The organism is Sphingomonas sp. BGYR3 (genome assembly GCF_025153455.1).
In the GTDB taxonomy this organism is placed as follows: Bacteria; Pseudomonadota; Alphaproteobacteria; order Sphingomonadales; family Sphingomonadaceae; genus Sphingomonas.
Map to the genome: position 1 here is coordinate 248,011 of NZ_JANZNT010000001.1, position 15,418 is coordinate 263,428.

At 66.7% G+C, this 15,418-nt stretch carries 7 protein-coding genes; all 7 read left to right on the plus strand.

Annotated elements, in window-relative coordinates; all coding sequences use genetic code 11:
- The first annotated feature begins 31 nt into the window (after positions 1-31).
- The 7 genes from NYR55_RS01150 to NYR55_RS01180 are packed head-to-tail and all read left to right on the plus strand — an operon-like array spanning position 32 to position 15,418.
- Positions 32-2,320, plus strand: a complete 2,289-nt coding sequence (locus NYR55_RS01150; RefSeq protein ID WP_260019424.1) for a family 20 glycosylhydrolase — start codon at positions 32-34, stop codon at positions 2,318-2,320.
- Positions 2,317-4,947 carry a glycoside hydrolase family 2 protein gene (locus NYR55_RS01155; RefSeq protein WP_260019425.1) on the plus strand — a complete coding sequence of 877 codons (2,631 nt, stop codon included), beginning with the start codon at positions 2,317-2,319 and terminating at the stop codon, positions 4,945-4,947. Before NYR55_RS01150 ends, NYR55_RS01155 begins: the two co-directional genes overlap by 4 nt.
- Positions 4,944-7,499, plus strand: a complete 2,556-nt coding sequence (locus NYR55_RS01160; RefSeq protein WP_260019426.1) for a glycoside hydrolase family 3 C-terminal domain-containing protein — start codon at positions 4,944-4,946, stop codon at positions 7,497-7,499. The genes NYR55_RS01155 and NYR55_RS01160 overlap by 4 nt, the downstream gene beginning before the upstream one ends.
- Positions 7,496-8,932 carry a glycoside hydrolase family 125 protein gene (locus NYR55_RS01165; protein ID WP_260019427.1) on the plus strand — a complete coding sequence of 479 codons (1,437 nt, stop codon included), beginning with the start codon at positions 7,496-7,498 and terminating at the stop codon, positions 8,930-8,932. The genes NYR55_RS01160 and NYR55_RS01165 overlap by 4 nt, the downstream gene beginning before the upstream one ends.
- Positions 8,933-8,952: 20 nt before the next feature.
- On the plus strand, positions 8,953-11,235 hold the full coding sequence (locus NYR55_RS01170; RefSeq protein ID WP_260021510.1) for a GH92 family glycosyl hydrolase: 2,283 nt from the start codon (positions 8,953-8,955) through the stop codon (positions 11,233-11,235).
- Between the two features lie 23 nt (positions 11,236-11,258).
- Positions 11,259-13,511: a hypothetical protein gene (locus NYR55_RS01175; protein ID WP_260019428.1), complete on the plus strand. Its 2,253-nt coding sequence runs from the start codon at positions 11,259-11,261 to the stop codon at positions 13,509-13,511.
- Entirely contained in the window at positions 13,508-15,418 is a 1,911-nt protein-coding gene (locus NYR55_RS01180; RefSeq protein WP_260019429.1) for an alpha-L-fucosidase, read from the plus strand. Before NYR55_RS01175 ends, NYR55_RS01180 begins: the two co-directional genes overlap by 4 nt.

Here is a 15,418-nt window from a genome sequence, read left to right on the forward strand (position 1 = left end):
CCGCGTAACACTGACGGACAGGGGTTAGCAGATGATGGTCAGAACCGCGTGGATGGTCTCGTTCCTCGCTCTGGCCATCGCCAGCGACCCCGCCTTTTCCCAAACCATTCCGGTCATTCCGATACCGGCCGATGTCGCACCGGCCGCCGGACGCTATCGGGTGACCGCAGCAACCGGCGTTGCCGTCGATCCGGCAGATGCTGGCGCGGCGCGCGCGGCCGATCTGCTGATTGCCCAGGTGCGCACCGACCGCGGCCTGACGCTGAACCGCAAGGATGGCGGGGGCATCCGCATCGTACGCGATGATACGGTGACGGGTGAGGAGGCCTATCGCCTGACCATCTCGCGCAGCGGCGTGACGATTGCCGCCAGCGGGGATCGTGGCATGATCTGGGGGGCGATGACGCTGGCCCAGCTACTCAGCCCCGATGCAAAGGCTGGCCAGCCGGTTTCCCTTGCCGCCGTAACGATTAGCGATGCGCCTCGCTTTTCCTGGCGCGGGCTGATGATGGACGTCAGCCGCCATTTCCAGCCGGTCGAAACGCTGTACCCGATCGTCGATGCGATGATGGCGCAAAAGCTGAATACCCTGCACCTGCACCTGTCGGACGATCAGGGATGGCGGGTGGAGATCAAACGCTATCCTGACCTGACGCGGATCGGCGGTTTTCGCACGCCGCCCTCGGCCGGGGAGCCGCCGCGCGAGAAGGTGGGCGGATTTTACACCCAGGACGAGCTGAAGAAACTGGTCGCCTATGCTGCCGAGCGCGGGATCGTGATTGTCCCCGAAATCGATCTGCCCGGCCATGCGCAGGCGGCCGTCGCCGCCTATCCCCAGGAAATCGGCGTGCTGGGCGACCGGCCGCAAGTCGGCAACGAATGGGGCGTCAATCCGTGGCTTTTCGCGCCGAACGAGCGCAGCATGACGTTCATCAAGAATGTTCTGGATGAACTGGTCGAGATTTTCCCGTCGCCGATCATCCATGTCGGCGGGGACGAGGCGGTCAAGGATCAGTGGAAGCGATCGCCCGCGGTGCAGGCGCAGATGAAGGCGCTGGGCCTGACGACCGAAAACCAGTTGCAGGGATGGATGATCGCCGAACTGGGCAAGCATCTGGCGAGCAAGGGCCGCCGACTGATCGGATGGGACGAGATCCTGGAGGGCGATGTGCCGACCAGTGCGTCGGTGATGTCGTGGCGCGGGGACAAGGGCGCGGTCGAGGCGGCGAACAAGGGGCATGACGTGGTGCTTTCGCCCGCACCCAACCTGTATTTCGACAATCTGCAATCGGATCGGTCGGACGAGCCGCCGGGGCGATTGGGCATCCAGACGCTGGAACAGGTCTATGGCTATGATCCGCAGCCGCCGGGGATCGACCCGGCAAAGCTGAAGCACGTGCTGGGCGCACAGGCCAATGCGTGGTCCGAATATCTGGTGACGCCGGAGCAGAAGCAGCACGCGATTTTCCCGCGCCTGTCCGCGCTGGCTGAACTGACCTGGTCGCCCAAGGAAAAGCGGGACTGGCGCGGGTTCGTCGCCCGGCTGGAACCGCAGATGGTCCGGTATCGGCGGGAGGGTGTGGGCGCTGCGGACAGTGCCTTTGCCGTCAATTTCCGGCCGGCGGGCGGGCGGGGCGATGCCCTGCGTCAGGGCATGGTCACGCTGGGCATGGACAACCAGACGAAGCGTGGCGTGATCCGCTATACGCTGGATGGCAAGCAGCCCACCGCCCGGTCGCCGGTGTTCAAGGCGCCGATTGAGGTGAAGGCGGGCGCAGTGGTGACGGCCGCGCCGTTTGCGGCCGATGGACGGGCCATGGCCGCGCCGCGCCAATATGCGGCAACGCGCGCGGCATGGCTTTCGGCGGGTCCGAGCGACCTTTCCGCCTGTCCGCAGGGCGCGCTTGGCCTTCGCGTCCCGCTGGCCGGGATGCAGACGGCGAACACCCCCGCGTTCAACGTCAACATCTTTGACACCTGCACCCAATGGCTGAAGGCGCCGCTGGGCGAGGCCAGGGGTTTTGCCATCGATGTCGCCCGCCTGCCCCGGCATTACGGGCTGGCGCATGAGGCATCGGCGCTGCGCGAGCACTATGCCGTCACCCGCTTTGGCGAGCTGGTCGTCACGGCGGGGGGATGCAAGGGCCGGGTGGTCGGCACCTATCCGCTGCCCGATCCGGCGAGCGCGCCCAACCGGTTCCGCTTTACCGGCACGCTGTCGGGTGAAGCCGGGGACGCCGATCTGTGTTTCCAGTTCACATCACCCCTGTCGCACCCCTTTTACGCAGTGGAGGGCGTGACGCTGGAGGACGCCCGATGAGGCGGGATCGTGCAGCATGGCTGATGCTGGCAGCGGCCCCGGCCGTGCTGGGCGCTGGGCCGCGTGAGACGATGGCGCTGGACAAGGGGTGGGAAGTGCGACTGTCGCCGGGCCAGGCGACGGTGGAGCGCGAACATCCGGCAGGGGCGCGGTGGCGGCCGGCAAAGGTCCCCGGTTATGTCCAGTCCGACCTGATCGAGCAAAAGCTTGTCCCCGATCCCTTCATTGGCACGAACGAGGCGGCGATCCAGTGGGTCGGGCGCAGCGACTGGGACTATCGCGGCACGATCGAGGCGAGCGGCGCCATGCTGGCGCGCGATCATGTGGACCTGGTGCTGGAGGGCCTGGATACCTTTGCCGAGGTCTGGGTGAATGGTCGGCCGGTGCTGACCGCGAATAACGCCCATCGCCGCTGGCGGGCCGACGTCAGGCCGCTGCTGAAACCGGGCAAGAATGCGGTGCTGATCCGGTTCCGCTCGCCGCTGGGCGTGCTGAAGCCGATTGTGGAGAAGATCGCGTTTCCGCTGCCCGGCGAATATGATTCCATGTTCGGCGACGAGCCGCCGGCGCGCCAGACATCCCCCTATATCCGCAAACCCAAATATCATTACGGATGGGACTGGGGCCCGCGGATCCTCAATATCGGGCCGAATGGTCCAGTGCGTCTCGACCTGTGGGACGATGCGCGGATCGACGTCATGCGGGTGCAGCAGGAAGCGGTCGGGCCCGCCGAAGCGCGCATCGCCGCCGAGCTGGAGGTGGTCGCCGACCGGGACGGGGCAGCGACGGTCGATGTGACCGTAACCGGGCCGGACGGCATGCCGGTCAATGCAAGCCGCACGGTTCAGGTCACCGCCGGGCGCAACCGGGTGGCTATCCCAATCGCCATCGCCAATCCCCGCCTGTGGTATCCCGTCGGCTATGGCGAGCAGCCATTGTACCGCGTGGATGCCCGCGTGACGCTGGACGGACAGCAGGTCGATCAGGCGGCCCGATCCACTGGGCTGCGGACCGTCGAGCTGGTGCGAGAAGGGGATGCGATCGGACGCGGCTTTACGCTGAAGATCAACGGCCTGCCCATGTTCATGAAGGGCGCAAACCTGATCCCGTTCGACAGTTTCGGCCCGCGCGTACCCGATGCGCGGATGGCGTCGATCCTGTCCGATGCAATAGCCGCCAATATGAACATGGTCCGCATCTGGGGCGGGGGCATGTATCTGCCCGACAGCTTCTTTGATGCCGCCGACCGGATGGGCATCATGGTGTGGTCCGATTTCATGTTCGGCGGAGCGATCACCCCCTATGACCGGGATTTCCGCGAGAATGTGCGGATCGAGGCGGAGGAGCAGGTCGACCGGGTACAGGCGCATCCGTCCATCGTGATCTGGGCCGGGAATAACGAAGTGCTGTCCGGCTGGGAAAACTGGAGCGACCGGGTGGCATTCAAAAAGAATGTCGGGCCGGACGAGCAGGAGCGGGTCGGCACCGGCATGGCGATCCTGTTCAATCAGGTGCTGCGCAATGCCGCCGAACGCCGGGATGCCGATGTCCCATACTGGCCGGGATCGCCCAGTACCAATTACGAGGGCAAGCCCGATGTGGATGGCGATGGCGACCGCCATTACTGGGACGTCTGGGGCGGCAAGAAACCGGCCAGCGCCTATCTCGAAAGCTGCCCGCGCTTCATGTCGGAATATGGGTTGCAGGCGATGCCAGGGATGCCGACCATCGCGCGCTATGCCAGGCCGGGCGATATGAGCGTGACGTCGCCGGTGATGCGCGTCCACCAGAAATTCCTGAAGGGCGAGGGGCAGGAGCGCCTCCTCTATTACATTGGCCTGCGCTATCGCGATCCGGCCAGTTTCGCGGATTTCGTCTATCTGAGCCAGGCGATGCAGGCGGACGGCATTGCACTGGGCGCGCTGCACCACCGCGCCTGTCGACCGGTGACGATGGGATCGCTGTACTGGCAGCTGAACGATGTGTGGCCCGGTGCCAGCTGGTCCAGCGTCGATTATTATGGGCGGTGGAAGGCGCTGCATTACGCCGCCCGTCGGGCCTTTGCGCCGCTGGCCGTCAGTGCCGGCCGGCGGGAGAATGGTGAGACGAACGTCGCGCTGATTTCGGACCTCACGCGCGCTGTCGACGCGCAATGGTCGGTCCGGCTGGTCGATGTGGACGGGCGCGAAACGCCGATCGCGTCGGGCACTGCACGGCTGGACCCGCTGTCCGCCACGCCGGTTGCGACCTATGACGATGCTGCCCTGTTCGGCACGGCCGACCGCAGCCGGACGGTCGCCGTCGTCGACATGACGGTCGATGGTCAGCGCGTGTCGCGCGCCATGGTTGCGGCGGTGCCCGAAAAGGCGATGGCGCTGCCCGATCCGGGGCTGACGCCCACATGGTCCGCTGGCCCGGATGGCAAGGCACGGCTGACCATCCGGGCAGAGCGGCTGACCCGCGGCCTGTGGATCGGATTTGGCACGCTGGATGCGGCGGCATCGGACAATTTCATCGACCTGTTGCCCGGTGAAACGGTGACGGTCGGCATCACGGGTACGGCCAGCATCGCAAAGCTGCGCCGCGCGCTGGACCTGCGCCATCTGGGTTCAGGAGGAGGGCGATGATCGCGCTCGTGCTGGCACTTGCCGCCGCACAGGAAACACCGGTGGATGCCGATGTCGCGGCGCGCATCGCAGCCATGACGCCCGCGGAAAAGGCAGCGCAGCTTCAGTCGAAGGTGACGCAATCCTCGCCCGATCTGCCCGCCTATGATTACTGGAACGAGGCGCTGCACGGCCTGGCCCGCAACGGCGTGGCGACGGTGTTTCCGCAGGCCATCGGCCTTGCCGCGACCTGGGATGCACCGTTGATGGAGCGGATCGGCACCGCGGTGTCGACCGAGGCCAGGGCGAAGTATAACGCGCTGAGCGGCGACGACCGAAAGCGGTATCAGGGCCTGACCATCTGGTCCCCCAACATCAACATCTTTCGCGATCCGCGCTGGGGCCGGGGTCAGGAAACCTATGGCGAGGATCCGGTGCTGACCGGGACGCTGGCCGTCGGTTATGTCCGCGGCCTGCAAGGCCCGGACCCGGAACAACCGCGCGTCATTGCCACGCCAAAGCATCTGGCGGCGCATAGCGGACCGGAGGCGGGGCGCGACAGTTTCAGCGTGCAGACCAGCCCGCATGATGTGGAGGCGACCTATCTGCCCGCGTTCCGTCAGGCGCTGACCGAGGGCAAGGCGCAGTCGGTGATGTGCGCCTATAACGGCATACACGGTGTGCCGGCCTGCGCCGCCGGATGGCTGCTCAACGACCGGGTGCGGCGCGACTGGGGCTTTACCGGGTTCGTCGTTTCGGATTGCGACGCCATCGGCAATATCGCGCATTATCAGCGTTATGCGCGGAACAATGCCGAGGGTTCGGCGCTGGCCATCGCTGCGGGCATGGACCTGAATTGCGGAACCGGCTTTGCCGCGCTGGACAAGGCGCTGGCCGATGGGCTGACCGATCAGGCGACGGTGGACCGCGCGCTGGGCCGGGTGTTGATGGGGCGCAAGCGGCTGGGCGATGCCTTTGGCACCACAAGCCGATGGGACAGCATCCGCCCCGATCAGGTGGGGACACCGCAGCATCGCGCGCTGGCGCTGGAGGCGGCGCGCAAGTCGATCGTCCTGTTGGAGAACCGGGGTGTCCTGCCGCTGAAGGCCGGGGCGCGGATTGCCGTGATCGGCCCCAATGCCGACAGCGTGGATGTGCTGCAGGCGAATTATCACGGCACGGCTGCGCGCCCGGTGACGCCGCTGGCTGGTCTTAACGCACGGTTCGACGTCCGATACGCACAGGGCGCGACATTGGCGGATGGCGTGCCGGTGGTGGTGCCGGCGACAGCATTTGGCGATGGACTGACGGCGGAATTCTTTGCCGATCCCGATCTTGCCGGGACGCCGATGGGGACGGCAAAGCATCGGACGGTCGATTTCGACTGGAACCGTGCGCCGCCGCTGCCATCGTTGCCAGACAATCGCTACGGCGTTCGCTGGACGGGGACGCTCGCGGCCGAGGGGCCAGGCGAGCACGTGCTGCGCGTCGATATTCCCCGGTGCTGGGATGCGTGCACGGGCCGCGACGCGGTTCGGCTGTGGATCGACGATCAGCCGGTGATTGCGGATAGCGGCGACGGCAAGGGTGTGGAGGTCCGCTACACTTTTGCCGATACGAAACCGCACCGGTTCCGCATGGAGCTGGCCCATCGCGGCGAGGATGAGGGCGTCCGCCTGACCTGGGTTGCGCCAGCCGCGGCGCAGCGGGAGCGGGCGGTGGCCGCGGCGCAGGACGCCGATGCCGTCGTTGCCTTCGTCGGCCTGTCCCCGGCGGTGGAAGGCGAGGCGCTGCAGATCGAGGTGCCGGGATTTTCCGGCGGCGACCGCACAGACATCGGCCTGTCTGCTGCGCAGCAATCGCTGCTGGAGGCAGTGAAGACCAGCGGCAAGCCGCTGATCGTCGTGCTGCTTTCCGGTAGCGCGGTGGCGATGGAATGGGCCAAGGCCAATGCGGATGCGGTGCTGGCCGCATGGTATCCCGGCGAGGCGGGGGGAACGGCGATTGCCGATGTGCTGGACGGAACCGCCAACCCGTCGGGTCGCCTGCCGGTGACCTTTTATGCGCGGACCCGCGACCTGCCCGCTTTTGTCGATTACAACATGCGCGAGCGGACCTATCGCTATTTCAGCGGAACGCCGCTGTGGGGCTTTGGCCATGGGCTGAGCTATTCCAGCTTTGGCTATGCTGCGCCGTCCGGCCCGGCAAACCTGCGAGCGGGCGAGACGTTGACGGTCACGGCGCGCGTCACCAATCAGGGAAAGCGGACGGGCGACGAGGTGGTGCAGGCCTATTTGATCGCGCCGGATGCGCTGAACCGCATCGGCAGTTTCAACGATCCGGTGCTGCGGCACAGCCTGGTCGGGTTTCAGCGGATCACGCTGAAGCCGGGTGAACGCGGAACGGTACGCTTCACGCTCGACCCGCGCCGATTGAGCACGGTCGATGTCGCGGGCAACCGCGCGGTTCGGCCGGGCGAATACCGGCTGTTCATTGGCGGCGGTCAGCCCGGCATGGCGGCAGGGAGCGAACTGCGCTTCACCATCACCGGCGAACAGGCGCTGCCGAAATGACGGTGACGCGGCGCACGGCGATGGCGGCTGGCCTTGGCGCCATGGCAACGGCGGCGATGCCCGCGATGGCCCGTCCTGCGGCTTTTGCCAGCAAGCGGCCGGCCCCCGCCGACCGGCGGTTCACCAGTCGGGCCGTCGAGCGGGAGATTGCGCGGGTAAGCGCGCGGATCGCCGATCCCGAACTGCGCTGGCTGTTCCAGAATTGCTATCCCAACACACTGGATACCACCGTGTTCATGGACCGGGTGGATGGCCGGCCGGATGCGTTCGTCATCACGGGCGATATCCAGTGCCTGTGGCTCAGGGACAGTGCAGCGCAGCTTAATCCCTATCTGCACTTAGCGCGCGGGGATGCAGCGCTGCGCGACCTGTTCCGCGGGCTGATCGCGCGTCATGCCCGGTCGATCCTGATCGATCCCTATGCCAACGCCTTTATGCGCGATCCGGCGGCGCGCACGACCCTGTCCTGGGCGCTGGCCGACGATACCGAGATGAAGCCGGGCGTCGCCGAACGGAAATGGGAGGTGGATTCGCTCTGCTACCCCATCCGCATGGCGCATGATTATTGGCGCGCGACGGGCGATACGGTGCCGTTCGATGCGCTGTGGCACGATGCAGCGCGCGCGACGGTGCGGACGTTCCGGGAGCAGCAGCGTAAGGACGGGCCGGGGCCGTACCGGTTCCTGCGCCGCGACCGGCTGGCCAGCGAGACGCTGATCCTCAACGGCTATGGCGCGCCGACGCGAAAGGTCGGGCTGATCCATTCGATGTTCCGGCCATCGGACGACAGCTGCCTGTTCCCGTTCCTGATCCCGGCCAACTGGTTCGCCGTATCGGCGCTGCGCAAGCTGGCGACGATGGTCAGCGCGCTGCGCGTCGATGCTGCGCTGGCCAGTGATGCAAGCGCGCTGGCCGATGAGGTCGCCGCAGCATTGGCGCAGCATGGCACGATGATCGACCCGGCCAGTGGCGAGCGGTTGATGGCATATGAGGTCGACGGGTTCGGCAATGCCCATTTCATGGACGATGCCAATGTGCCCAGCCTGTCCGGACTTGCCTATCTGGGCGCGATCGGGCGCGACGATCCGCTTTGGCAGCGCAGCACCGCCGCAGCATGGAGCCCGCGCAACCCCTATTTCCAGTCGGGCAGGGCGGCCGAAGGGATTGGCAGCCCCCATTCGGGCGAGGGCACGATCTGGCCCATGGCGATCGTCATGTGCGCGATGAACAGCAGCGACGATGCCAAAATCCTCCGCTGCCTGCGCCATCTGAAGCGGACCCATGCCGATACCGGGTTCATGCACGAGGCGTTCGACAAGGACGATGCGGCCAAGTTCACCCGCGAATGGTTCGCCTGGGCCAACGGCCTGTTCGGTGAGCTGATCCTCGACCTTGCGAAGCGCAAGCCGCATTTGCTGGGGCAGACGCTGTGAGGGTCACGCGCCGGGACCTGATGGCCGGTGCGGGCGGGCTGGCGCTGGCGGGCGCTGCACCGTCCACCAAAGCCGATGCGGCAGCGCCGCCGGCGGTTGCTGCGCCGGACCTGTTCATCGGTACGGGCGGCACCGGCCATACCTTTCCCGGCGCATCCATGCCGTTCGGGATGGTGCAGCTGTCGCCCGACACCGGCGTCGAACGGTGGGAGAATTGTTCGGGATACCATGTCGATGACGGATCGATCATGGGGTTTTCCCACACCCATCTGTCGGGCACCGGGATCGGGGACATGCTGGACGTGCTGGTGGTGCCCGCCACCGGGCCAGTGCTGCTGGAGCCGGGGCCGCGCGAAAACCCCGATGCAGGATATCGCCAGCGTTATTCGGACGAGCGGGCAGAGCCCGGCTATTATGCGGTCAGCCTGGAAAACGGCGTCCGCGCCGAATTGACCGTGACCGAGCGGACGGGCATCCATCGGTATCGCTTTCCGGCGGGGCCGGGTCATCTGCTGATCGACCTGTCGCACCTGATCGCCGATCAGCCGCAAATTCCCGCGTTCATCGACGAGGCTGCCCTGACGCTGGACGCGGACGGCACGCTGACGGGCACGCGGCGGATGTTCCGATGGGCCAAGGGGCGGCGCATCTTTTTCGCCATGCAGCTGTCTCGCACGCCCGACCGGGTGCAGTTTTACGGCGATGGCGACCGGCCGGTCGACGGGCGCGGCGTCACCGGCAAGCGGCTGAAGGTCGCACTGCATTTCGACGATGCCGGCGCCGATCCGATCGTGATCCGGAGCGGCATTTCGGCCGTGGACCTGAACGGAGCGCGGGCCAATTTGAGGGCGGAGGCGAAGCACTGGTCGTTCGACCGGTATCGCGCGGTTGCCGCAAAAGCCTGGTCGCGCGAGCTTTCGGTGCTGAAGGTTGCGGGCGGAACGGCGGACCAGCGGACGATTGCTGCCACTGCGCTCTATCACGCCAGCCTTGGCCCCACGCTGTTTTCCGATGTCGACGGCCGCACCGTCGGGCTGGACCGCAAGGTGCATCAACTAAAGCCGGGCGAGCGCGCCTATAGCGCCTATTCGCTGTGGGATACCTATCGCGCTTTTCACCCCTTGCAGACGCTGATCGGTGGCGAGCGGACGCGGCGAATGATCGCGGACTTGATCCGGCAGACGCAGCAAAGTCCGTTCGGGCCGCCGGTCTGGCCGCTTCAGGGGGTGGAGACGGGCTGCATGATCGGCTGGCACGGCGTATCGGCAATGGCCGAGGCGAGGGCCAAGGGGATCAAGGCGGATTATGCTGCGGCATGGCCCAACACCGCGCGGCGCAGTTTCGACTGGACCATGCCCGATCTGGACAACAGCCGCGGCATCCAGGCGTATGACGAGCTGGGCTATGTGCCCGCCGACCGGATTTTCGAAAGCGTCTCGCGCACGCTGGAATATGCCTATGACGATTATGCCGCCGCGCATTTGGCCGATGCCGCCGGGGACCGGGCGGGGGCGGAGCGGCTGCGGCGGCGATCGGGCAACTGGGCCAATGTCTTTGATCGCAGCATCGGTTTCGCGCGCGGCCGCATGGCTGATGGCCGCTGGGCCGAACCCTATGATCCCATCGGTTTTGGCCATTCCAAGCGGTGGCGTGATTTCACCGAAAGCAATGGCTGGCAGGCGACGTTCCTCAACCAGCATGACGTACCCGGCCTGATCGCGGCAATCGGCGGCGATGCGGCGTTCGAGGCGAAGCTGGACGCCCTGTTCAACGGGCCATCCACTCTGCCCGCCGATGCGCCGCCGGATATCTCGGGACTGGTCGGGCAATATGCCCATGGCAATGAACCGAGCCACCACGTCGCCTATCTCTATGCCTATTGCGGGGCGGCATGGAAGACGCAGGCGATGGTCCGGCGGCTGTTGACCGAAATGTATGCCGCCAAGCCGGACGGCATCATTGGCAATGACGATTGCGGACAGATGAGCGCGTGGTTCATTCTGTCCTCACTCGGATTTTATCCCGTCGATCCGGTCAGCACCCAATATGTGCTGGGCAGCCCGTTGTTCGATCGGGCAGAACTGCGGCTGGGCAATGGCAGGCGGCTGATCGTCGAGGCGGCGGGCAATGCACCGGATGCGCCCTATGTCCAGTCGGTGCGCTGGCGCGGGCAGCCATGGACGCGCGGCTGGATCGACCATGCGACGCTGATGCAGGGCGGAACACTGCGGTTCGAGATGGGGCGGACGCCGAACCGCGCCTTTGCCGCCGCGCCGCAGGATCGGCCGGGCCAGCGGGCGTGATTGCCGGTGTGCTGATCGCTGGCTTGGCGGCTGCCGCGCCGGCAATGCCGATCGATCTGTCCCGCCCCTGTATCGAGGCAAAGGGGGATGCCGCAGTAGCGGGTGCGCTGCTGCAACGGCGGCTGACCGAACGCGGAGCCTTGGCGGGCCAGGCAGACGCGTGCAGCGCAACCATCCGGTTCCGGCAGAAGGCCGGGACGGGCGAGGGGTTTCGCATCGAACGGACCGGCGCCACGGCATTGACGGTCAGCGCAGCGCAGCGCCGGGGCCATGTCTATGCGGCCGGGTGGCTGCTGCGGCGTTCGGACGGGCTTTCCTTGGCGATGACCGCCGCGATCAGCGAGTCACCGGTCCAGCCAGTGCGGGGGACGCAGATCGGATACCGGTTCAAGAACAACAGCTATGATGCCTGGACCCCCGCCATGCTGGAGCGGCGGATCGAGGATTTCGCCCTGTGGGGCGCGAACCGCATCCAGATTGTTGCCCCGGTTAGCGACGATGCCGCAACATCGCCTCTGTTCCCGGTGCCACCGGAACAGGCGGTGCGCGCCATGGCGGCGGCCAGCGACCGGCTGGGGCTGGATGCGGCGATCTTCTATCCCCTGCTCGGCGACTATGACGGCGGAGCGGTGGACGATGCCGAAGTGGCGCGGTTCGATGCGCTGGTTGCATCGATGCCCGCGCTGGACGCCGTTTATCTGCCCGGCGGCGATCCTGGTCATACCAGCCCGGAGCGGCTGTTTCCGTTGGCCAAGCGGCTGGCGGGGGCGATGCGGCGGCGCTTTCCCGGTGCCGAACTGCTGATATCGACACAGGGATTCGATGCCGCGCGGCTGGATGCGTTTTTTCGGGAGACGGATGCCCGCCCCGACTGGCTGAGCGCGGTGTTCGTCGGGCCGCAGACGCGGATCACCGCTGCCGAACATATCCGCCGGCTGGCCGGCCGGTTTCCGGTCGAACTTTATCCCGACACTGCCCATGCCATGCACGCGCAATTGCCGGTGCTGAACTGGCATCCCGCCTTTGCCCTGACGCAGGGGCGGGAGCCGGTAAACCCCCGGCCAGCAGCCATGGCTGCGGCCTTCGCCGTCATGACGCCAGGGATGCGCGGGGCGGTGACCTATTCCGAAGGGGTGAACGACGACTGGAACGTACATCACTGGCTGGCCATGGGATGGAACCCGGCGGTCGATGGCGCGACTGTCGCGGCGGATTATGCCCGGATGTTCGTCGGCGATCCGGCCTTTGCCGATATCCCGGCGCGGCTGGAGGCGAACTGGCGCGGCGATCCGGCGGGCAATGCGGGCATCAACGAGACACTGACGCGGATCGACTCGCTGAAACCGGCACGATGGGCGGACTGGCGCATCGACCTGTATCGCTATCGCGCGGTCTATGATGCGCTGGTCCGGCACCGTCTGGGCGCGGCTGAGGCGCGGCAGGCCGAGGCGCTTTATTCGCTGCGGCAGGTGCAGGCGATCGGCGCGGAGGCAGCGGTTGCCGCGGCCCGCGCCGCCTATGCCCGGCCGGAACCCGGTATCGTTGCCCCGCTGCGCGCCCGGCTGGACCAGCTGGCCGAGGCATTGTGGCGCAGCGCGCGGATGCAGTTGTCGGTGGCTCGATATGGCGCATCCAACTGGGAGCGGGGCGCCAATCTGGACCGGGCGGACATCGACCTGAACGACCGGCAGGCCGTAGAGGCCGATCTGACGGCGGCGATGGCGCAGCCCGAGCCGGAGCGCGGCGCCGCGATCCTGGCGATTGGCGACCGTTGGGGCATGGGGCAGCTGGCGCTGTATGACGATCTGGGCGATCCCGATGCCGAGCCGCATCTGGTGCGCGGACCAGGCTATCCGGCCGATCCGCAGGGTTTGGTCAGCGCCATCGACGGCGTGGCCGATGCGGTGCCCGGCGCGAAGTGGCGGATGGCGCAACTCAGCTATGCCGAGGCGCTGTTCGAGCATCCGCTGACCCTGCGCTATGCCGGGCTGGAGCGGGACCGGCGTTATCGCCTTCGCTATAGCTGGGCGGGAGAGGATTATGCCCTGCCGTTGCGGCTGATGGCCAATGGCAAGGAACTGATCCCGTTCATGCCGCGCAAGACCAATCCGCAGCTGGTCGACATCGACCTGCCCCTTGACGCAACCGCTGACGGCGAACTGACCCTGGAATGGCATCGCCCGCCCGGCATTGGCGGCGGCGGGCGCGGGCGACAGATCGCCGAGGTGTGGCTGATCCCCCAATCCCGAAATCCCGATCAAGGAGCCAAACCATGAACCCCAGCCTATCCCGCCGCGCGTTGCTGGCCAGCAGCATGGCTATGGGCGGTGCCGCCGCGTGCAGCCCCGGCGGAATTGCCAGTGCGGGCGGCGCTGCTCCGCTGCCCGCGCCATGGGGCGCGGTGCCGTCCGCCCGTCAGCTGAAATGGCATGATCGCCGCTTTTACGGCTTCGTCCATTTTTCGATCAACACCTTCACCGACAAGGAATGGGGGTTCGGCGACGAGGATCCGGCGCTGTTCAACCCGACCGATTTCGACCCCGATCAGATTGCGGGCGTGGCCAAGGCGGCGGGCATGACCGGCCTGATCCTGACGGCCAAGCATCATGACGGGTTCTGCCTGTGGCCGACGATGCTGACCGAACATTGCATCCGCAATACGCCGTACAGGAATGGCAAGGGCGATATCGTCGGCGAACTGGGCGAGGCATGCCGCCGGGCGGGGCTGAACTATGGGCTGTACCTGTCGCCCTGGGACCGGAATTATGCCGAATATGGCCGCCCGGCCTATATCGATTATTACCGCGCGACACTGACCGAATTGTGCACTCGCTATGGCAAGCTGTTCGAGGTTTGGTTCGACGGCGCCAATGGGGGCGACGGCTATTATGGCGGGGCGCGGGAGACGCGGCGGATCGATGCGCCGCGCTATTATGACTGGCCGTCGATCGTGAAGCTGGTGCACGAGCTTCAGCCCGATGCCTGCACCTTCGACCCGCTGGGCGCGGACATCCGCTGGGTCGGCAATGAGGAGGGGCATGCGGGCGACCCGTGCTGGCCGACCATGCCCAACATCCCCTATACTCAGGAAAACGGCTATCCCGGCGTTCGCGGTGGCGAGCTGTGGTGGCCGGCCGAAACCAACGTGTCGATCCGCCCCGGCTGGTTCTATCACGCGGACGAGGATGCGCACGTCAAGACGCCCGCGACGCTGATGGAGATGTTCGACCGGTCGGTGGGCCATGGCACGACGTTTCACCTCAACATTCCGCCGGATCGGCGCGGCCGCATCCCCGACCGGGATGTCGCCAGCCTGAAGGCGTTCGGCGATGCCCTTCGCGCTACTTTTGCCACGGACCTTGCCCAGGGGGCGGTGGTGACCGCCAGCGCCGATATCGGATCCACGGCCGGCAATGTCGTGGACGGCAATCCCGACAGTTTCTGGTGCGCGCCCGCCGATGCGAAGGACGCGACGCTGACGCTGGACCTGCCACCGGGGCGTGCATTCGACCTAATCGAGTTGAAGGAATGGCTGCCGCTGGGTCTGCGCGTCACCCGCTTTGCCATCGATGTTTCCGACGATGGCACCACGTGGCGGGCCATTGCCGAAAAGGCGATGGTCGGGCCGCAGCGCCATGTCCGGCTGGCCGCGCCGATTGCGCCGCGCCGCGTCCGCTTTCGCACGGTGGAGGCAGAGGCCGGGCCTGCGCTGCGCAGCATCGGGCTGTACCGGTCGGTGGCGCCCGCCGAACTGCCGCCGGCGGTATCGAACGACCCAAGCCTGATCCCCAGCCGCGGATGGAAGGTCGTTGCGGCGAGCGCAGCGGGGAACGGTGCGCTGATGGACGATAATGCGAAGACCGCATGGCAATCCGCCGCGCCCGCCGAAGTCACGTTCGACCTGCAGCGCGAGGAAATGCTGCGCGGCTTCACGCTGACCCCGACGCGGCATATCGACCCGGAGGCCGCACCGCCGTCGCGCTGGATTGCGGAGACGAGCGTGGACGGCAAAGCATGGACCGCGGCGGGCGAGGGCGAGTTTTCGAACATCAACTATGCCCGCGCCACGCAGCGCCCGGCCTTTATCCAGCCGCGCAAGGCCCGGTATCTGCGGCTGCGCTTTCCGGCTCCGGCGGTGGCAGCGCCGCGCATCGCCATTGCGGGGATCAACGGGTTCCGCTGA